The following is a 19,498-nucleotide window of genomic DNA, read 5'->3' as shown; positions in this document are numbered from 1 at the left end:
AATGATAAATTACTTAAAATTAATACATTACCGTCATTTATTACTTCTTGCTTTCATGCAATTAATATTCAGATACGGTTATTTAAAACTTCAAAATATTCCTTTAGCTCTCATCGATTGGCAATACATTTTATTGGTGCTTTCTACGGTTTGTTTAGCAGCAGGAGGAGCAATAATTAATGCTATTTTCCAACAAGATTCTGATGTAGAAAACCAACCTGAGTTTCAAGTAGTAGGCAAATATGTATCTGAAAATACCGCGTATAATTTATATGCAGCTTTTACATTTATAGGAGTATTGATCGGTTTTTATTTATCAAATGTAATTCAGAAACCAAATTTTGCAATTTTATTTATTTTAATTGCTTCAACACTCTATTTTTATGCATCAAGTATGAAAAATAGTATTTTGGTTGGCAATATAATTATCGCATTTGTGAGTTCAATTTATGTTTTAATCATTGGCCTTTTCGATTTATTGCCTGTGACATTTGATGTAAATCAAACTGTAATGGGAATTAATTTTAGCATATTGATTGACTATGCCATTTTTACTTTTATAATTACACTATTACAAGAAATGGTTTCAGATATTAAAAATATCGAAGGAGATAAAAGTCAAGGATTAAGTACTTCAGCGATTGCATTTGGAATAAATAAAGCCAAGAAAGTAGTTTTTATTCTAAGTTTAATTCCTATATTTTTAGTAATTTACTATTTAAAAGTTTACCTATTTGACGCAAAACTTTTTTACAGTTTAATTTACGGGATAATTTTCACCCTAATTCCATTAATCTATTTTGCGATAAAAATAGTTAAGGCAAATGAAACTAAAAAATTTCGCCATTTAAATGTGATTTTGAAATGGATATTATTTTTTACTTATCTATCAATAGTTGTAATAAATCTAAACATTCGATACAATGCTTAAGGAAAAATTGAAAAATCACAAGATAATTTTAGCATCGGGATCTCCGAGAAGACAACAATTTTTTAAAGATTTAGATTTAGATTTCGAAATACGCATAAAGGAAATTGAGGAGATTTATCCAGATCATCTAAAAACCCATGAAATAACAGATTATTTAGCTGTGCTTAAAGCAAATGCATTCGAAGGAGAATTACTAGAAAATGAAATATTAGTGACTAGCGATACTATTGTTTGGCACAAAAACAGAGCATTGGGAAAACCAAAAGACCACGATGACGCTTTTCAAATATTAAAAACGCTTTCCAATGAAACGCATGAAGTTATCACTTCTGTGTGCTTTAAAACAACTAAAAACAGCAGCGTTTTTCATGAAATTACTAAAGTTACTTTTTCAACTTTAAGTGACGAAAGCATTGATTATTATTTAAAAAATTACAAACCATTTGACAAAGCGGGAGCATATGGGATTCAAGAATGGATTGGTTTTATTGGAGTTTCAAAAATCGAAGGCTCGTATGCAAATGTAATGGGAATGCCAACCGACAAAGTATTTAATTATTTATTGAACCTAAATAAATAGCATCATTCTTTATAGATCCGATTCATCCAAATAATCTTCTACTTCAAAGTGCTATTTTATCCTAAAAATAAAATACTGACCAAGAGTTACATAATTAACCCATAAATTTCCCGATTATTTCAAATAACAGCCGAATATTACTTCGCGTTTGTAAATTAAACTATTTATAAAGTAATTTATAACTTTATTAAAGAGTAGTAATTACTATTTTATTTTTTGGAAATTTTAGTAGATATTAAATTCTCAAAAGGAATTTAACCCTTTATTTAAATAGAAAATGCTACTCTTTATTTATTTGGAAGTTCAATTAGGTATTTTTTTCTAGTTTTATTATCCAATTTAGTATCTCTCAACCAAGGATTATATAATTTTAAAATCTTATAATTTACTCCTTGACGAATCGCAAAATCAGCAAGATTATTAACCGAACTGTCAATTTCTATTTTACGAGTTGGATACAATTCATATAAATCTTGTTTTGGAATTTCAAAACCAAATTTATGTGGAGCCTTCATTATTTCTTTTAAAGCTAAAATTCTAAATACATATCTTGAAGTTTCATCATTTAATAATAAATCATAATAATTGGATACTTTTTGTATATCAATTTGCTTGTTTACACCAGTAATTCCTCCATTATAGGAAGCAGCTGCTAGTGTCCAAGAACCAAATTTTTCTTTTGCAGCCAATAAAAATTTACATGCAGCTTCTGTTGATTTTTCCAGATGGTATCTTTCATCCACGCATTCATTAACTTCCAAACCAATTTCCTTTGCGGTAGCCGGCATAAATTGCCAAACTCCTTTTGCTCCCGCTGGCGAAACAGCATTGATTAATGAACTTTCAATAACAGCTAAATACTTGAAATCATTAGGCACTCCGTTTTTTTCTAATATAGGTTCGATGACCTTAAAAGCCCTATTCGCTCTTTTAATTATCAATATTGTAGATGCATGTAAGTTGGCATTCACCAATAATTCTCTATCAAAACGCTCTCTAACATCAGGGATTTCCAATGGCATATTTTCACCTGCAAAATCAACTTCTGTTGGGAAATAAAAAGTTGTTCCTTCATGGGTGATTTTGTTTTTATCTTCATTAGAAATGGCAAATATCAATAGGCTACATAAAGTAATTATCAGTAATAATGAAGCTCCTTTTTTAATCCAATTCATTTTTATTTATTTTAATATTTATAAAATTACAATTTGACATCTACTTTTCAATGATAATTTTAGGTAAATTAGCATTAATCCATTTGTATTTTGTTAGAATCATGATGTGTGTTCCTCCTTTAACAACGATACAATCTTTAATATATTTAATTGGGAATACCTCATCAGCATCACCATGAATATGAACTACATTTGGATCTGCTTTTTTTCTATCCCATAAAATTATACACTCAATTGACCAATCAAGGTATTTTTTATCTCGAACTGTCAGGAACATCTGGTATAATTTTAGGCGTTTTATCACTTTTTCTCCAAAAGTAAATTTAGCCAAATTATATACATTATCAATTAAACTTGTAGGTATTAATTTGTAGGCTTTGGTTTGTTTTGCCAATTTAAAAGCAGTTGGAAATTCCAAATTACTCTTAACACTCGAAATAATAATTATTTTCCTAGGGTTTAAAAATTGAGCTATTTCTTGAACTAAAATTCCACCAAAAGAGACTCCAACTAATACTGGGTTATCATGTGTAACTTTCTTAGAAATTCTTTGTGCATATTCACTCAAAGTTTCATTATCCAATGGAATTTCCCATTCCATAAAATAAGTGTCAAACTGATTTTCAGGAAGTGAAATTCTCTCAAATATAGAAGCATTTGCAGCTAAACCTGGCATAAAATAAACCGAGATTTTTTCCATGGTAAATGTTTTATTGATATTATAAGAATTAAAAGAAAATTATCACGAAATTTGCATAAAATTATATCATTTAATTGGAAATAATATTCTTTTCTCAATAATTAATTTTACAAAGTTATGAGCACTCAATTATTTAAAGCTTCTGAACGTGGAACTGCTAATTTTGGTTGGTTAAATGCCAATTATTCTTTCTCATTTGCAAATTATTATAACCCTCAAAGAATTCAATTTGGAATGCTACGAGTTTTAAACGATGATACAATTGCACCGGCAATGGGTTTTGGAATGCATCCACATGAAAATATGGAAATTATTACGATTCCATTGGAAGGCGCTTTAAAGCACATTGACAGCATGGGAAATGAAGGCACAATTACCTATGGCGAAGTCCAAGTAATGAGCGCTGGAACTGGTGTTCAACATTCTGAAGTGAATGCAAGTACAACTGAATACTTAAAGTTGTTACAAATTTGGATTTTCCCAGATACCGAAAATGTTACTCCGAGATACGACCAAAAAGCCTTTGATTTAGAAAAAAATATAAATTCTTTCGTGAATATCGTTTCCCCGAAAGATTCCAACGATGGAAATGCACTTTGGGTTCACCAAAAAACATTTTTTAATTTGGGAATTTTCGAAACAGGTAAAACTTCCTATAAAAATAACTTTACCGATAATAACGTATATTTGTTTCTTATTGAAGGTAAAATACTGATAGACAATCAAATATTATCTTCAAAAGATGCGATAGGAATTTCAAATTTAAATGAATTTGAGATTGAAATATTAGAAAAAGCCAAAATTCTAATCATCGAAATACCTACCAAATAAAACAAATTAATTAAAGGAGCTTAAACAAAAAATGGAAATTAAAGACAATACCTTTTCAAGACAATTTGAAACTTTTTTAGACGGTAAATTGATTTCCTTAGAATATTCTTTCCAAGAGAAAAAGATATTTCTGACAAAAATCCACACTCCTGATCATTTCGATAATGAAGATTTTATAAATGATTTCCTGAAAAATATTATGGAAATTGCCTACGAAAGAAAACTGAAGGTAGTTCCAATATTGCCAAAAATAGCAGCCTTTTTTAGAAAAAATGCTATTTATAAAGATTTGCTTCCTCCAGGAATTAAGTTGTAATTGTAGCGTTCAAAAATTCCATTCTCACGCTACCGTCTTCGTCTATTTTGGTTAAATTTATTGGATGTAACGTGTTAACTAATTCGGGATTCCAAGGCGTTTTTACTTTTACATAATTCTCTGTAAACCCATGAATGTAGCCTTCTTTATTTTCACTCTCAAACAATACAATTCGATCAGTTCCTAGCTGGCTTTCATAAAAAGCTCTGCGTTTTTTAACTGATAATCCACGTAACATCTTACTTCTTTTTGCTCGAACAGCGGCAGGAACAACACCTGGCATATTCGCAGCCTCCGTATTGTCACGCTCAGAATACGTAAATACATGCAAATACGAAATATCTAAGTCATTTAAAAAATGATAGGTTTCAAGAAAATGTTCGTCGGTTTCACCAGGAAAACCTACAATTACATCCACACCAATACAAGCGTGAGGCATCACTTCTCGAATTTTATTTACACGCTCCGTATAAACCTCTCTCAAATAACGACGCTTCATTAATTTCAAAATTTCATTACTCCCCGATTGCAACGGAATATGAAAATGAGGAACAAAAGTCCTACTTTTAGATACAAATTCTATCGTTTCATTTTTCAATAAATTAGGCTCAATCGACGAAATTCGTAAACGCTCAATTCCTTCCACTTTATCCAATTCTTGAACCAATTCTAAAAAAGTATGCTCGTGTTTTTTATTCCCAAATTCTCCCTTTCCATAATCCCCAATATTCACTCCTGTCAAAACAATTTCTTTTATGTTTTGTTCCGAAATTTCCTTGGCATTTTTCAAAACATTTTCCAAAGCATCACTTCTAGAAATACCGCGTGCTAAGGGAATGGTACAATAAGTACATTTATAATCGCATCCGTCTTGAACCTTTAAAAATGCACGAGTTCTATCTCCAATTGAGTAACTTCCAACATAAAAATCAGCCTCAGAAATCTCACAAGAATGCACTTCTCCCATGTCATTTTTAGACAAATCATTAATATAATCGGTGATTTTAAACTTTTCTGTAGCACCCAAAACCAAATCCACACCCTCCACATTTGCCAATTCTTCGGGTTTCAATTGCGCATAACAACCTACTGCCGCAACAAATGCTTTATCATTCAATTTCATCGCTTTTCGAACTACCTGCTTGAATTGTTTATCGGCATTTTCAGTCACCGAACACGTATTTATCACATAAATATCGGCAACTTCTTCAAAATCAACGCGGTCAAAACCCTCCTCCGTAAAATTTCTAGCTATAGTAGAAGTTTCCGAAAAATTCAGTTTGCAACCCAAGGTATAAAAAGCAACTTTTTTTCTTTCTGTCATATTTGTATTTTTTGGGCGAATCCATCCGGGTCGGGCTATTCGCTGTATCCACGCAAAAAAGCGTGGGATGCCGCTACTATCCCTTTCGCAAACACGAGGCAAATTTACACACAATATTCGTTATTATGAAATTCTTATTGGAATCAAAAAAGCCACAACCGAAAAAATCAATTGTGGCTTTATTTATTTTTTAAATCAAATTATTCATTTCTCCACTTTTTCGATAATTCAAAAACGTGTTCTAAAATAGCTTTATCTTGATCGGTAAATTCAACTTGTCTTCTGATCATTGCTTTTTTTGCAACCTCAAACGCTTTGTGGGTTTGATACGTTACAAATCCTGATGCGCCGCCCCAAGAAAAACTAGGAACAAAATTTCTAGGAAAACCACTACCAAAAATATTGGCGCTTATGCCCACAACAGTTCCAGTATTAAACATGGTATTGATTCCACATTTACTGTGATCTCCCATCATTAACCCACAAAATTGCAATCCCGTTTTAGCGAAACTTTCGGTTTCAAAACTCCACAATTTTACTTCTTCATAATTGTTCTTCATATTCGAATTATTAGAATCGGCTCCAATATTACACCACTCTCCCAACACAGAATTTCCTAAAAAACCGTCGTGACCTTTATTGGAATAACCAAATAAAACCGAATTATTAACTTCTCCTCCTATTCTACAATGCGGACCAACAGTGGTCGCACCATACACTTTTGTAGCTAATTTTACTTGTGCTTCCTCACACAATGCAAATGGACCACGAATAACAGAACCTTCCATGATTTCAGCATTCTTACCGATATAAATTGGCCCCGTGGAAGCATTTAATGTCACAAATTCCATTTTTACACCTTCTTCAATAAAAATGTTTTCAGCAGAAATTACATTAACACTTTTCGGAATTGGCTGAGAGGATCTACCTTCAGTTAATAGAGCGAAATCTTCTCTAATTGCACTGTCATTTTTGGCAAAAATATCCCAAGTGTGTTCCACTGTTAGGCAATTACCTGTATATTCAATTATTTCATATTGATCAAAATCTACTTCTTCCTGAGAATCATTGGCAAAAAAAGCGATAACCGCATCGTCTTTAAAAATCGCTTGATTGGACTTTAAATTGGATATAATTTCTACTAATTTTTCATTTGGCAAATAAGAAGCATTGATCATTACATTCTCTTCTAATTCTACCATTGGATATTTATCAGATAAATATTCTTCGGTTAATGTAGTTGTGGTTGAACCCAAATACTTCTCCCATTTTTCACGAATTGTCAAAATTCCGATTCTGATATCGGCAACAGGACGAGTATAGGTAAATGGCAAAAGAGCAGTTCTTGCAGGTCCGTCAAAAAGAATGTAATTCATAGAATTGGTTATTTGTTGATTTGGTTATTTGTTTATTCGATAAAAAAAACCATTTAAAAACTATAAAAATCAAAGTTACAAAGATTAATAAGAAAAAGGAAAAGTTATGTTATAAAAAAACCTCGCGAATTGCGAGGCTTTATATAATTTGAACACCGATAATAATTATTTACCGTGTTTAGCGTATTTAGTTTTAAATTTATCGATACGTCCTGCAGTATCAATAAGTTTAGATTTACCTGTATAAAAAGGGTGAGAAGTTCTAGAAATCTCCATTTTTACAACTGGATATTCAACACCTTCGTGAACGATTGTTTCTCTTGTTTCAGCAGTAGATTTAGTTATAAAAACGTCTTCGTTTGACATGTCTTTAAAAGCAACTAATCTGTAATTTTCTGGGTGTACACCTTTTTTCATCTTAAATCTTTTTTTTATTTGTTTCAATTATAAGTTGTTGCGAAGCTTTTCATTTCTCAGAAAAGGTATCAACTCATTATAACTTTTTGTTGTAACTTTATTATTTTGAGTCTGCAAATTTACACTTATTTTTCAATAAACAAACCTATTGCTTCTTTTTTTTTATTTATAAGGAATTTACAAATAGTAACATAGGTAAATTGGGAATTACTATATTTGTAAATTAATTTAAAACAATAGTATTATGATAAACGAGATTATTAAGAAAAACGCCATCACTTTTGGTATTTTCATGGGAATTGGTTCTGCATTAATTACAACTTTAATTTATGTAATAGACTTAGAATTATTTATAGCATGGTGGACTGGTTTAGTAAGTGCTGCTTTTTATATCACGATTGCAATTATACTTCTTTCAAAAACCAAAAAAGAATTGAACGGAATCTTTAGTTTCAAAGAGGCATTTACAACCTATTTTATTTGCGGACTTGTTGGAATCGCAATTTCTGTAGGCTTTAATATAATTTTATTTAATTTTATTGATCCCTCTGCAAAAGAAACTATTAAAGAGCTGACAATAAAATACATGATTAGCACCTTGCAAAAATTTAACTCCCCAACTGAAGCAATCAATGAAGCAGTGAAAAACCTTCAAGAAAACGATCAATTTTCGATAGTAGGTTTATTAAAAGGCTCATTAACATATATTGTTATTAATTCAATTTTTGGATTAATAATGGCAGCATTTTTCAAAACTAAGCAAACAAACCAAGTATAATAAATAATGAATCTATCCATTATTATTCCACTTCTCAACGAAGAAGAATCATTACAAGAACTCCATAATTGGATTGTTTCTGTAATGAAATCTAATAATTATTCCTACGAAGTTATTTTCATAGACGATGGTAGCACCGATAAATCATGGGATATTATTGAGCAATTATCATCTGAAAATCAGAATATTAAAGGGATTCGTTTTTTAAGAAATTACGGAAAATCGCAAGCGCTTCATGCAGGTTTTGCAAAAGCGCAAGGTGATATCGTAATTACTATGGATGCCGATTTACAAGACAGTCCAGAAGAAATTCCTGGCTTAATCGATATGATTACCAATCAACAATATGATTTGGTATCTGGGTGGAAAAAGAAAAGATACGATTCAGTTTTTGCTAAAAATTTACCTTCAAAATTATTCAATTGGGCCGCAAGAAGAACCTCAGGAGTAAAACTAAATGATTTTAATTGCGGATTGAAAGCCTATAAAAATGTGGTAGTAAAAAACATCGAAGTTTCAGGTGAGATGCACCGATATATTCCCGTTTTAGCTAAAAATGCTGGTTTTGGAAAAATTGGCGAAAAAGTGGTTTTGCACCAAGCCAGAAAATATGGTGAAACTAAATTCGGAATGGAACGATTTATCAATGGCTTTTTAGATTTAATAACCATTTGGTTTCTTTCTCGTTTTGGAAAAAGACCCATGCACTTATTTGGCGCTTTAGGTTCAATTATGTTCCTGATTGGGTTTTTAGCTGCCGGATTTATCGGGTTTTTCAAGTTATATAAATTATACCACGGAATGCCTTATGAATTGGTAACAAATAATCCTTGGTTTTACATTTCATTAACCACCATGATTATTGGAACACAATTATTTTTAGCTGGATTTTTAGGTGAAATCATTTTAAGAACAAAGAATAACGAAGAACGATATAAAATTTCAAAAGTATTGAGTTAAACTCATAAATTAATGGAACTACCAACAAAAATACTAACTGCCGTAAACGAATGGTTAACACCCATTTTCGATAAAGAAACTCACGATGAAATCAAAGAAATGATGACCTCATCACCAAAAAATTTAGAGGAGAGTTTCTATAAAAATTTAGAATTTGGAACTGGAGGAATGCGCGGAATTATGGGCATTGGAACCAACAGAATCAATAAATATACTTTGGGAAAAAACACGCAAGGACTTTCAAACTACATGCGAAAAGTGTTTCCAAACAAAGATTTAAAAGTGGCGATTGCATTCGACTGTCGTCATAATAGTAAATCGTTAGCAAAAGTAGTTGCTGATGTTTTCTCTGCCAATGGAATAAAAGTCTATTTGTTCTCCGATTTGCGACCAACACCTGAATTGAGTTTCGCCCTAAAATATTTAAATTGTCAAGCTGGAATTGTTTTAACTGCATCTCACAATCCTCCGGAATACAATGGATACAAAGTGTATTGGGAAGATGGCGGACAACTAGTTCCACCGCAAGATGCCGAAATAATTAATGTAATTGAAGAACTTAAATACGACGAAATTAAGTTTGCCGCAAACGAAGATTTAATTGAATACATCGATTCAGAAATAGATGCAGCTTTTATTAAATCATCCATTGAAAACGCAAGCTTCAATATTCCTGCTGCTGCAAAAAGTGATTTGAAAATTGTTTTCACTTCATTACACGGAACATCAATAATGTCTGTTCCTGAAACTTTAGCACAAGCCGGTTATACCAATGTGAATTTGGTTGCCGAACAATCAGAGCCAAATGGTGATTTTCCAACCGTTAAATCTCCGAATCCTGAAGAGCCAGAAGCGTTGAAAATGGCACTGGAATTAGCCGATAAAATTCAAGCCGATATTGTCATAGGAACCGATCCAGATTGTGATAGATTGGGAGTTGCTGTAAGAAATAATGAAGGAGAAATGATGCTTTTAAACGGAAATCAAACAATGGTTTTGATGACTGGTTTTTTATTAGAAAAATGGCAAAATGCAGGAAAAATAACTGGAAATCAATTTGTCGGAACTACAATTGTTTCTACACCGATGATGATGGAATTAGCAACAGCTTACAACGTAGAATGCAAAGTGGGATTAACAGGATTTAAATGGATTGCAAAAATGATTAACGATTTTCCTGAACTAGAATTCATCGGTGGTGGTGAAGAAAGTTTTGGATTTATGGTTGGAGACGCCGTTCGCGATAAAGATGCCGTTGCTTCTACACTACTAATTTGCGAAATTGCTGCAATCGCTAAAGCAAATGGAAGTTCGGTTTATCAAGAATTATTAAATTTATATGTAGATTTCGGTTTTTATAAAGAATTTTTGGTTTCAATTACCAAAAAAGGTATTGAAGGTTTAGAGGAAATTAAGCAAATGATGGTTGACATGCGAACCAATCCACTGAAGGAAATTAATGGTGAACGTATCATTATGATGGAAGATTATCAAACTTCTGTAGCAACCAATTTATTGACGGGTGAAAAAGAAACCATGTCCATTCCAAAATCAGATGTGTTGATTTATTATACCGATGAAGGTTCGAAAATTGCTGCTAGACCAAGTGGAACAGAACCTAAAATAAAATTTTATGTAAGTGTCAATACCACTTTGGATTCAGTTGATGATTTTAAAGAAGTAAACTTACAATTAGATACTAAAATCAAGAGGATTTTAGAGGATTTAAATATTGATTAATGAGTAATTTTAAGAAAATAGTTCCCTTTGTACTTCCTTATAAAAAGTACGCTTATTTAAACATCTTTTTTAATGTTTTATACGCTCTTTTTGGAACACTTTCCTTTATATCATTGATGCCAATGATGGATGTGTTGTTTGGTCAAGCAAAGCAAAATTATATTGAACCTACTTATTCCGGAATTTTTGAATTAAAAAAATATCTTTCTGATTATTCAAGTTACTATTTAACAAACATGACCGACACTTATGGAATTGGTTATACTTTAGGAGTACTAGTAGCGGGAATTATTACCATATTTTTATTAAAAAACCTCTCTGATTATTTAGCTTTATTTTTTATTACTTTTCTTAGAAATGGTGTTCTAAAAGATATCCGTAATGCGATGTACAAGAAAACCCTTGATTTGCCATTAGCCTTCTTTTCAGAAAAACGTAAAGGAGACACTATTTCAAGAATTGCCGGTGATGTAAATGAAGTTCAAAGTTCCTTTTTATCAATATTGGAATTAATTGTAAAAGAACCATTAACTATTCTATTTACGATTATAGCTATGTTTACCATCAGTGTGAAACTGACGATTTTTGTATTTATTTTTATTCCAATCTCAGGAACGGTAATTTCACTTATTGGAAAAAAATTAAAGAAGCAATCTACTAAAGCGCAAGAAGAACAGGGGATTTTTCTTTCAATTATTGAAGAAACCCTTGGAGGTCTTAAAGTAGTAAAAGGCTATAATTCAGAAAAGTACTTCGGGAAAGTATTTCAAAATTCAACAGATAAATTTTTTAGTTTATCAAACACCATTGGCAATAGACAAAATCTTGCATCTCCAATGAGTGAATTTATGGGCATTATGGTTATCGCGGTATTATTGTGGTTTGGCGGACATATGGTATTAATCGAACATACATTAAATGGGGCTGCTTTTATTACCTATATGGGATTGGCCTACAATATTTTAACACCAGCAAAATCAATTTCAAAAGCTTCCTATAATATTAAAAGAGGAAATGCCGCAGCAGAACGAATTCTAGAAATATTGGAACAAGAAAATCCAATTGTAAATAAAGAAAATGCAATTGAAAAATCGAGTTTTGATGATAAAATCAATATTGAAAACATCAATTTCAAATATGAAGAGGAATATGTTTTAAAAGACTTTTCATTGGAAGTAAAAAAAGGACAAACAGTAGCTTTAGTAGGGCAATCGGGAAGCGGAAAAAGTACTATTGCTAATTTACTGACTCGTTTTTATGATGTAAATGATGGTAAAATAGAAATTGATTCTGTTGCAATTAAAGACATGAATTTACAATCTTTACGTGGTTTAATGGGATTAGTTACTCAAGATAGTATTTTGTTTAACGATACAATAAAAGCAAATATTTCGTTAGGTAAATTAGACGCAACAGATGAGGAAATTATCGAAGCATTGAAAATCGCAAATGCCTATGAATTTGTAAAAGAGTTACCAAATGGTATTTATACTACTATTGGCGACAGCGGAAACAAACTTTCAGGTGGTCAAAAACAAAGATTATCAATTGCACGAGCAGTTTTGAAAAATCCGCCAATTATGATTTTGGATGAAGCAACCTCAGCATTAGATACAGAAAGTGAAAAATTTGTTCAAGTTGCTTTAGAAAATATGATGCAAAACAGAACTTCGATTGTAATTGCGCACCGACTTTCTACGATTCAAAAAGCAGACAAAATTGTGGTTTTACAAAAAGGAAAAATTGTAGAACAAGGGACCCACGACGAATTAATTGCCTTAAATGGAACTTACAACAAACTGGTTTCAATGCAGAGTTTTGAGTAAAATATTGTTCATGTTAAATTCAATAAATGTTTATAAACGACAAAAATATCAAGCTTCCTGAAGATCCGGACACTATTGTTTGGAAGTATTTGGACTTGTCAAAATTTGTTGATTTATTACTTTATAGAAAATTATTTCTCTCTCGTTCGGATAAATTTGAAGACCAATATGAAGGCACATTTAGCGAGCCTACATTTGAAGAAATTCGGAAATTATCCATCAATAATCCAGCGTTTTTAGATTATTATAAATCACATCGTGAAAATGTGGTGATAAGTAGTTGGCACATAAATGAATATGAATCTTTTGCTATGTGGCAAATTTTTACTCAAAAAAGCGAAGGATTGGCAATTCAATCGACTGTTGGAAGAATTCAAGAGGCTTTACATTTAGATAAAACCTATGAACAACACATCGGTGAGGTAAATTATATCGATTATAAAAAAGAGTACATCCCTTTTGATAATGCCTTTTTCCCATTTTTGTTTAAACGGAAGAGTTTCCAATACGAACGAGAAATTCGAATAATTACTGACGTTACTGAATTTGATTTAAAAATTGATAACGGTTTGAAAATTGATGTTGATATTAACCAATTAATTGAAAAGATTTACATCCATCCAAAATCCGAAAACTGGTATAAAAATCTAGTAATTGAATTGGTTCAACGATTGGGATTTGATTTTAAAATAGAAAAATCCGATTTGGAAAGCGATATTCTAATTTAGAATTTAGCCGATATTTTAAAGTTGAAAACTCTAGTAGTCATATAATTAGGAATTCCATACTGGTTTTTAGTATAAACGTCGCGAACCCAAGTATTGGTAATTGCATTCATATTATTAAACAAATTGAAAATTTCCATTCCCGCGGATAAATCCTTGAATTTTTTTAACCAATGACCATCTGGTAAATTCTTGTTGTTATCAGTGAATACTTTAAAAAATCCAACATCAGCACGACGGTAATCTCTCATTTTATTTTGATACAAATACGGATCTGCATAAGAAGGCGAACCACCTGGAAGACCAGTATTATAAACCAAATTCATGTATAATTTAACACTTGGAAGGTTCGGCATATAATCTTGGAATAAGATCCCGAATTTCAAGGTTTGATCAGTAGGTCTTGAAATATAGCCTCTATTATCAATATTTTCTTCTGTTTTTAAATAGCCAAAACTAAACCATGATTCTGTTCCTGGAACAAATTCACCGTTCAATCGAAGATCCAAACCTTGAGCATAAGCAACAGCATTATTATCTGCTGCATATCGAATTCGGACATTATCCAAAGTATAGGTATTCACATTATTTAATATCTTATAATAGGCTTCTGAAACCAGTTTGAAAGGGCGATTCCACATCTTAAAACTATAATCGCTACTCAGAACAAAATGCATTGAATTCTGAGCTTTTACGTTTGGAAGTACTGTTCCTGTTGAATCTCTAAGTTCTCTATAGGATGGAGGTTGAACATACAAACCAGTTGAAAATCGGAAAACGATGTCTTTTTCCCAGTCGGGTTTAATAGCAAATTGAGCTCGTGGACTAAACTCTATTTGACTTTTGCCCACTTGATTGGCTACATTTACTTTCCAATGGTGCATTCTAGAACCTATATTAAACCAAAAATCATGATTTCCTATCTTTGTTTTTCTATTTAACTGAACGTAACCCGAAAGTCTATCGATGGTTGAAAAATTTAAAGCTCTAACGTTTTGAAATGGCACTAACGGACCGATATAAGGATGATAAGGTTGGTCATTTATGGTTAAATTCAAATTCGGTGGGTTGATTGAAAAACCTGCAGAATCGATTACTTCCCATTCCACTACTCTATCACGAATATCTTCGCGAGTATATTTGAAGCCCCATTCCACTTGATTTTTTTTCAAATCATGAAAACCTTTAACCTCTGCATTAACAATTAAGGCATCCAAATCATTTCGAGCATGATTTAATTGAGTCCCAATTGCACGACTGAAAGTTACACCACCAAAGGTTTCAGAGCCAATATTGGTATCAACTTCGCCTAAATAATATCCTGCAAAAATGTCAAAATATTCTTGCTCTAGGGTATGATAAGCAGAAGATATGAATTTTAATGTGAAATTATCTGTCGGTTTATAAGTTGTTTTAAAAGCTCCAAAAAAAGTGTCGTATTTATCTTTTTCTTGACCTTCATAATATACTTGTAACGCAATTGGTTCATTTATAGTTCCAAAATTTGTTTGTCTTGAAATCGGTTGGTAGTTGTATTTATTTTGAGAAATATTACCTAAAAAACTCCATTGCCACTTGGTTGACGCATTATAAATGATATTCGTTTGAAGATCGGCAAAGGTAGGTCTGAAATTAGTTTCTGTTTGTTGGCTATTGACTAACAAACTATTATCTCTGTAACGAACTCCTGTAATTGCTGACCATTTTTGATTTTTTGAAACGGCATCAATAGCCAAACTTCCACCTAATAAACTTGCTTCGGCAGTAATTCCAAACTTTGTTGGTCGACGATATGTAATGTCTAAAACAGAAGATAATTTATCACCATATTTAGATTGGAAACCACCAGCGGAAAAATCGACATTTTGAACCAAATCAGTGTTGGTAAAACTCAACCCTTCTTGTTGACCTGATCGAACTAAAAACGGTCGGTAAACTTCTATTTCATTAACGTAAACTAAATTCTCATCGTAATTTCCGCCACGAACAGCATATTGTGTACTCAATTCATTGTTTGAATATACACCAGGTAGTGTTTTCAAAATATTTTCAACACCTGCATTTGCACCTGGAATTTTTCGAATCATTTCAGGTTCAATCGTAGTGATCCCTTGAATTCGTTTTCTGTTTTTTGCAGTAATAATCACCTCTCCCATTTGCTCAGCATTGTCATTCATAGTAACATTGAATTCAAAATCCTCGTTGGTTTTTAATTCTAATGTGGCTGTGGCTTTTTTAAGTGAAATATGAGTAAAAACAAGGGTGATTTTTTTATTTGCTGGCACAGTCAAAGAATAAAAACCATTTGCGTTGGTAATTGTAGATTTCGTTTGATATGAAATATTTACATTTTCGACAGGGTTATTATTGTCATCTAAAATTATTCCTTTTACCCTAGCAAATTGAGCAAAAACAGAATTTACTATGAATAATAACGCTATGGTAAAAAGTAGGTTTTTGATTTTCAAGAAAATTTATTTTTTTATTTGACTTCTGAAAAATTGTGTTTCAAAGATAGTAGAATTTCCAACATTATCGGAAACTACTACTTTTAAATTATTTTGCCCTTCAGCCACAATTCCATCGTCAAAATAGTGAACTATTTTTTTTGTTTTATAATCGTATTCGAATAAAATCCAATTTCCGTTTAAATATCCATCGTATGTTTTTATTCCAGATAAAGCATCGGATATTGTAAATTCAATTGATTTTTTATCGCTAATCCATTTACCTTCAATGCTTTTAGCAATTTTAATTGTAGGCGGAACTACATCTTTTATTAATGAAAATTTACCCCAATTTTTGGTATAAGTTGAAAACGTATTGTCTTTTAATTTGGTATAATTGAAATTAATTTTTTTATCGTCGATAGAACCGATAAACATTTTTTCTTTATCTTCTTTAGAAGAAATAGAATCAATTACAGAAACTAAAAAATTAGAATGAACAGGAATATTCTCATTATTTAATAATAAGGAATTGCTTTTTTCTTCAAAATTCAAATAAAAGTCATCGTAGAAAGTACCCTTTGGAACATAAAAAGACCAGTTCCCCTTTTCAAAATTATATTCATTGTCTGATTTTACTAAAAACTTAGTCTTTTTTACTTTTAAAGTATCGGTTGCTTCTTCATTAGAAAATTCAATTGGAATTGTTATGGTTGTTTTATTTGAGTATAAATCAGATACTTCAATGCGGTAATTTATGTTGGTATTTTGCGAAACATCAATCTTCCCATTTTCATCGAATTTATTAATAATACTCAACGGAAAAGGAGTTTTCATAAATAATTTTTGAGCTCTTTGACCCGTTTTTTTGTACCTTTCATAGTCAATTAAAGCATTGATATAACGCATTTCATCAAAGGCATAAGTATCAAATTGATACCCAAAAATTGTTTTGCCGTTTAAAAAAGTTTCTACTTTATAAACGCCATTTCTATCCCAAGATAAATCCGACAAATCGTAGGTGTTAATTCCAAAACCTATTGGTCCTTTTGCTAAAATTTTATCGCAATTATAGTTTCCATCTTTTTGTAAAGATAGATTAATCATGAAGGGGTTTTTCGATTTATTTACAACAGAATTTTCGTCTAATGGGTAAACAAATAAATTGGTAATAGCAGGTTTTTGCGTGTCCTTAATATCGACATCAAGACCAAAAAAAGCAGGATTAATGACTTTTTCAGTTTGAGAATCTCTGATTTCAAAATGCAAATGTGGCCCTTCAGAACCTCCCGTATTTCCGGATAGTGCTACAATTTCATTTTTTGAAATCAAAATATCTGTTGGTTTTAAATACAAATCAACTTCATAGGATTTTAATTTATAATGTTCCGCTTTTACATAAGTATCAATTTTAGGACTTAACGAGCTTAAATGCCCGTAAACTGTTGTAAAGCCGTTTGGATGGGTGATGTAAATTGCTTTTCCATAACCAAAAGTGGAAATTTTTATTCTAGAAACATACCCTTCAGCAGCCGCATGAACATTTAAACCTTCTTTTTTTTGAGTTTTATAATCAAATCCCGCATGAAAATGGTTGGGTCTTAATTCACCAAAATTTCCTGATAACTGAGTTGGAATTTCTAAAGGAGAAGAAAAAAAATCTTTAGGATAATTAATTTGCGAAAAAACAGAGGCAGATAAAAGTAAAAATAAGAGGTTGTATTTCATTTTAAAGGTTTCCGCTAAATTAAAAAAAGTTTCACATCTAAAAAAGAAAAAGTACTATAAACTACTAAATTTCAAAATATTAAAAAATATTATAATAATTGGCAAAAAAAAATTGACAAAATAGCAGATTAATTAAATAGGAATAGTAACTTTGTAGATTAAGTAATGATTTAGTTTCAGAATGAGTGAATTTGCAGAAATAATTAAAACTCTAGAAAGTAATATTGAAAAACTCTTTAGTAAAATAGATACTTTAGAGAAAAATAATACTATCTTAAGTAGAGAATTAAACGATTCTGCTCAGACAATTAAAAACCAATCTAAAGAGATTGAGCTTTTAAAATCGCAATACAATTCAATCAAAATGGCTAATTCGTTGCTTGGCAGTGAAGAAAACAAAAGAGATACGAAGCTAAAAATAAATTCATTAATCCGTGAAATTGACTACTGTATATCGCAGTTATCTGATTAGAAAACTATGGATGAGAAGCTTAAAATTAAATTATCAATTGCAGACAGAGTTTATCCGTTAACGGTAGATATGTCTCAAGAGGAAGGACTAAGAAGTGCTTCTAAAAAAATTGATATTATGATTAAGCAATTTGAAGAAAATTATGCTGTTCGAGATAAACAAGATGTATTGGCAATGTGCGCCTTACAATTTGCCTCTCAATTAGAACAAAAGCAAATTGACAAGTCAGTCGATAATGTAGAAACTAACGAGCGACTTAAGAAAATCAATGAATTATTAGCCAATTATCTTGATAAATAATACGTTCTTAACATAACTAAGATACTGCCTACATTAGTTCCTATTTGGTAAACTCAACACTAACAATTTAGAATGAGCGAATCTTCATTACTATAGCATGTCACCATTGCGTGAAAGCTTGAACAATGAGTTAGCTCAAAACTTGTATTTCCGAGTTTATTCAAGAAATCTAATGTGGGCTTTTTTTATATATAAATTTTACACAAACATGGACAGTACATTAATTATAATTATTTCGGGAATAGTTGGTATTGCAGGAGGTTTTATTCTTGCAAAAGTGATGGAAAAAAGCAGTGTTTCTAGTTTAGTTCAAAATGCTAAAAAGGAAGCCGCTTCGATCTTAAAAGACGCAAATTTAGAAGGAGAAAACATCAAAAAAGATAAAATTCTTCAAGCTAAAGAAAGATTTATCGAATTAAAATCGGAACACGAAGAAGTAATTCTAGGAAGAGAAAGAAAGGTTGCCGAAGTAGAAAAAAGAATTCGAGATAAAGAATCTCAAGTTTCAAACGAGTTGGCAAAAGCTAAAAAAGTCAACGACGATTTTGAGGCAAAAACAGCTGAATACACTTCTAAAATTGAAATTCTAGACAAGAAGCAAATTGAAGTTGATAAAATGCATAAAAGCCAGCTAAACCAATTAGAAGTAATTTCAGGTTTATCGGCGGAAGAAGCAAGCAACCAGTTAATTGAAGGTTTAAAAGCAGAAGCTAAAACCAAGGCGATGGCACAAATTCAAGACACCATTGAAGAAGCCAAGTTAACTGCACAACAAGAGGCTAAGAAAATAATTATCAATACTATCCAAAGAGTGGGAACAGAAGAAGCAGTAGAAAATTGCGTTTCTGTTTTCAATATTGAATCTGACGATG

General features: G+C 31.3%; 19 protein-coding genes. 12 read left to right on the top strand and 7 right to left on the bottom strand.

The genetic code is table 11. From position 1 onward, the window contains the following. The first annotated feature begins 1 nt into the window (after position 1). Together AC9UFV_RS04610 and AC9UFV_RS04605 are read left to right on the top strand one after the other, a co-directional pair. On the top strand, positions 2–931 hold the full coding sequence (locus tag AC9UFV_RS04610; RefSeq protein WP_509573270.1) for a geranylgeranylglycerol-phosphate geranylgeranyltransferase: 930 nt from the start codon (positions 2–4) through the stop codon (positions 929–931). Next, a complete protein-coding gene (locus AC9UFV_RS04605; protein WP_509573268.1) occupies positions 924–1,511 on the top strand; it encodes a Maf-like protein in 588 nt (195 codons plus the stop codon). The genes AC9UFV_RS04610 and AC9UFV_RS04605 overlap by 8 nt, the downstream gene beginning before the upstream one ends. A gap of 287 nt (positions 1,512–1,798) precedes the next feature. Here the strand turns inward: AC9UFV_RS04605 and AC9UFV_RS04600 are convergent, their stop codons facing one another. Together AC9UFV_RS04600 and AC9UFV_RS04595 are read right to left on the bottom strand one after the other, a co-directional pair. After that, positions 1,799–2,686 (bottom strand): lytic transglycosylase domain-containing protein, encoded by an 888-nt coding sequence (locus AC9UFV_RS04600; RefSeq protein WP_509573266.1) that lies wholly within the window; start codon positions 2,684–2,686, stop codon positions 1,799–1,801. A gap of 40 nt (positions 2,687–2,726) precedes the next feature. Beyond that, positions 2,727–3,386 (bottom strand): alpha/beta hydrolase, encoded by a 660-nt coding sequence (locus AC9UFV_RS04595; protein ID WP_509573263.1) that lies wholly within the window; start codon positions 3,384–3,386, stop codon positions 2,727–2,729. 117 nt (positions 3,387–3,503) lie between these two features. Between AC9UFV_RS04595 and AC9UFV_RS04590 the strand changes: the two genes are divergently transcribed. Next, positions 3,504–4,217, top strand: coding sequence for a pirin family protein (locus tag AC9UFV_RS04590; RefSeq protein ID WP_509573262.1), 714 nt, complete (start codon positions 3,504–3,506; stop codon positions 4,215–4,217). Between the two features lie 31 nt (positions 4,218–4,248). Continuing rightward, on the top strand, positions 4,249–4,533 hold the full coding sequence (locus tag AC9UFV_RS04585; RefSeq protein WP_509573260.1) for a GNAT family N-acetyltransferase: 285 nt from the start codon (positions 4,249–4,251) through the stop codon (positions 4,531–4,533). Here AC9UFV_RS04585 and mtaB read toward each other — a convergent pair. The 3 genes from mtaB to AC9UFV_RS04570 form a co-directional block, all read right to left on the bottom strand. Next, positions 4,523–5,857, bottom strand: coding sequence for a tRNA (N(6)-L-threonylcarbamoyladenosine(37)-C(2))-methylthiotransferase MtaB (gene mtaB, locus AC9UFV_RS04580; RefSeq protein WP_509573258.1), 1,335 nt, complete (start codon positions 5,855–5,857; stop codon positions 4,523–4,525). The two genes, AC9UFV_RS04585 and mtaB, sit on opposite strands and share 11 nt — an antisense overlap. 200 nt (positions 5,858–6,057) lie before the next feature. Next, positions 6,058–7,233, bottom strand: a complete 1,176-nt coding sequence (locus tag AC9UFV_RS04575; protein ID WP_509573256.1) for a GlmU family protein — start codon at positions 7,231–7,233, stop codon at positions 6,058–6,060. Positions 7,234–7,398: 165 nt separating this feature from the next. Beyond that, complete coding sequence (locus tag AC9UFV_RS04570; protein ID WP_509522725.1) at positions 7,399–7,650, bottom strand: type B 50S ribosomal protein L31; 252 nt, start codon at positions 7,648–7,650, stop codon at positions 7,399–7,401. 244 nt (positions 7,651–7,894) lie between these two features. Between AC9UFV_RS04570 and AC9UFV_RS04565 the strand changes: the two genes are divergently transcribed. The 5 genes from AC9UFV_RS04565 to AC9UFV_RS04545 are packed head-to-tail and all read left to right on the top strand — an operon-like array spanning position 7,895 to position 13,682. Continuing rightward, positions 7,895–8,428, top strand: coding sequence for a DUF4199 domain-containing protein (locus AC9UFV_RS04565; RefSeq protein ID WP_509573254.1), 534 nt, complete (start codon positions 7,895–7,897; stop codon positions 8,426–8,428). Positions 8,429–8,434: 6 nt separating this feature from the next. Next, entirely contained in the window at positions 8,435–9,388 is a 954-nt protein-coding gene (locus AC9UFV_RS04560; RefSeq protein ID WP_509573252.1) for a glycosyltransferase family 2 protein, read from the top strand. Between the two features lie 12 nt (positions 9,389–9,400). Further along, on the top strand, positions 9,401–11,128 hold the full coding sequence (locus AC9UFV_RS04555; RefSeq protein WP_509573250.1) for a phospho-sugar mutase: 1,728 nt from the start codon (positions 9,401–9,403) through the stop codon (positions 11,126–11,128). Continuing rightward, a complete protein-coding gene (locus tag AC9UFV_RS04550; RefSeq protein WP_509573248.1) occupies positions 11,128–12,954 on the top strand; it encodes an ABC transporter ATP-binding protein in 1,827 nt (608 codons plus the stop codon). The genes AC9UFV_RS04555 and AC9UFV_RS04550 overlap by 1 nt, the downstream gene beginning before the upstream one ends. A 26-nt stretch (positions 12,955–12,980) precedes the next feature. Next, complete coding sequence (locus tag AC9UFV_RS04545; protein WP_509573246.1) at positions 12,981–13,682, top strand: hypothetical protein; 702 nt, start codon at positions 12,981–12,983, stop codon at positions 13,680–13,682. Here AC9UFV_RS04545 and AC9UFV_RS04540 read toward each other — a convergent pair. Beyond that, positions 13,679–16,147 carry a TonB-dependent receptor gene (locus AC9UFV_RS04540; protein ID WP_509573244.1) on the bottom strand — a complete coding sequence of 823 codons (2,469 nt, stop codon included), beginning with the start codon at positions 16,145–16,147 and terminating at the stop codon, positions 13,679–13,681. The genes AC9UFV_RS04545 and AC9UFV_RS04540 overlap by 4 nt on opposite strands. A 6-nt stretch (positions 16,148–16,153) precedes the next feature. After that, positions 16,154–17,854: a M23 family metallopeptidase gene (locus AC9UFV_RS04535; RefSeq protein ID WP_509573242.1), complete on the bottom strand. Its 1,701-nt coding sequence runs from the start codon at positions 17,852–17,854 to the stop codon at positions 16,154–16,156. 181 nt (positions 17,855–18,035) lie between these two features. Here AC9UFV_RS04535 and AC9UFV_RS04530 point away from each other — a divergent pair, with 181 nt between their 5' ends. The 3 genes from AC9UFV_RS04530 to AC9UFV_RS04520 all read left to right on the top strand — a co-directional run. Next, positions 18,036–18,326: a coiled-coil domain-containing protein gene (locus AC9UFV_RS04530; RefSeq protein ID WP_509573240.1), complete on the top strand. Its 291-nt coding sequence runs from the start codon at positions 18,036–18,038 to the stop codon at positions 18,324–18,326. Positions 18,327–18,332: 6 nt separating this feature from the next. Then, complete coding sequence (locus tag AC9UFV_RS04525; protein WP_509520873.1) at positions 18,333–18,626, top strand: cell division protein ZapA; 294 nt, start codon at positions 18,333–18,335, stop codon at positions 18,624–18,626. Positions 18,627–18,834: 208 nt separating this feature from the next. Then, positions 18,835–19,498: Rnase Y domain-containing protein (locus tag AC9UFV_RS04520; RefSeq protein ID WP_509573237.1), on the top strand; the 664-nt coding region annotated here is incomplete at its 3' end.

The sequence above is a fragment of the Flavobacterium sp. genome, assembly GCF_044349645.1.
Taxonomy (GTDB): Bacteria; Bacteroidota; Bacteroidia; order Flavobacteriales; family Flavobacteriaceae; genus Flavobacterium.
Note: the sequence above shows the minus strand (reverse complement) of the source record. Positions and strands in the feature narration are given on the sequence as shown.

Bases quoted from the DNA above. Each gene is read 5' to 3' on its own strand.
- AC9UFV_RS04610 (WP_509573270.1), top strand. From the start codon at position 2: ATGATAAATTACTTAAAATTAATACATTACCGTCATTTATTACTTCTT.
- AC9UFV_RS04605 (WP_509573268.1), top strand. From the start codon at position 924: ATGCTTAAGGAAAAATTGAAAAATCACAAGATAATTTTAGCATCGGGA.
- AC9UFV_RS04600 (WP_509573266.1), bottom strand. From the start codon at position 2,686: ATGAATTGGATTAAAAAAGGAGCTTCATTATTACTGATAATTACTTTA.
- AC9UFV_RS04595 (WP_509573263.1), bottom strand. From the start codon at position 3,386: ATGGAAAAAATCTCGGTTTATTTTATGCCAGGTTTAGCTGCAAATGCT.
- AC9UFV_RS04590 (WP_509573262.1), top strand. From the start codon at position 3,504: ATGAGCACTCAATTATTTAAAGCTTCTGAACGTGGAACTGCTAATTTT.
- AC9UFV_RS04585 (WP_509573260.1), top strand. From the start codon at position 4,249: ATGGAAATTAAAGACAATACCTTTTCAAGACAATTTGAAACTTTTTTA.
- mtaB (WP_509573258.1), bottom strand. From the start codon at position 5,857: ATGACAGAAAGAAAAAAAGTTGCTTTTTATACCTTGGGTTGCAAACTG.
- AC9UFV_RS04575 (WP_509573256.1), bottom strand. From the start codon at position 7,233: ATGAATTACATTCTTTTTGACGGACCTGCAAGAACTGCTCTTTTGCCA.
- AC9UFV_RS04570 (WP_509522725.1), bottom strand. From the start codon at position 7,650: ATGAAAAAAGGTGTACACCCAGAAAATTACAGATTAGTTGCTTTTAAA.
- AC9UFV_RS04565 (WP_509573254.1), top strand. From the start codon at position 7,895: ATGATAAACGAGATTATTAAGAAAAACGCCATCACTTTTGGTATTTTC.
- AC9UFV_RS04560 (WP_509573252.1), top strand. From the start codon at position 8,435: ATGAATCTATCCATTATTATTCCACTTCTCAACGAAGAAGAATCATTA.
- AC9UFV_RS04555 (WP_509573250.1), top strand. From the start codon at position 9,401: ATGGAACTACCAACAAAAATACTAACTGCCGTAAACGAATGGTTAACA.
- AC9UFV_RS04550 (WP_509573248.1), top strand. From the start codon at position 11,128: ATGAGTAATTTTAAGAAAATAGTTCCCTTTGTACTTCCTTATAAAAAG.
- AC9UFV_RS04545 (WP_509573246.1), top strand. From the start codon at position 12,981: ATGTTTATAAACGACAAAAATATCAAGCTTCCTGAAGATCCGGACACT.
- AC9UFV_RS04535 (WP_509573242.1), bottom strand. From the start codon at position 17,854: ATGAAATACAACCTCTTATTTTTACTTTTATCTGCCTCTGTTTTTTCG.
- AC9UFV_RS04530 (WP_509573240.1), top strand. From the start codon at position 18,036: ATGAGTGAATTTGCAGAAATAATTAAAACTCTAGAAAGTAATATTGAA.
- AC9UFV_RS04525 (WP_509520873.1), top strand. From the start codon at position 18,333: ATGGATGAGAAGCTTAAAATTAAATTATCAATTGCAGACAGAGTTTAT.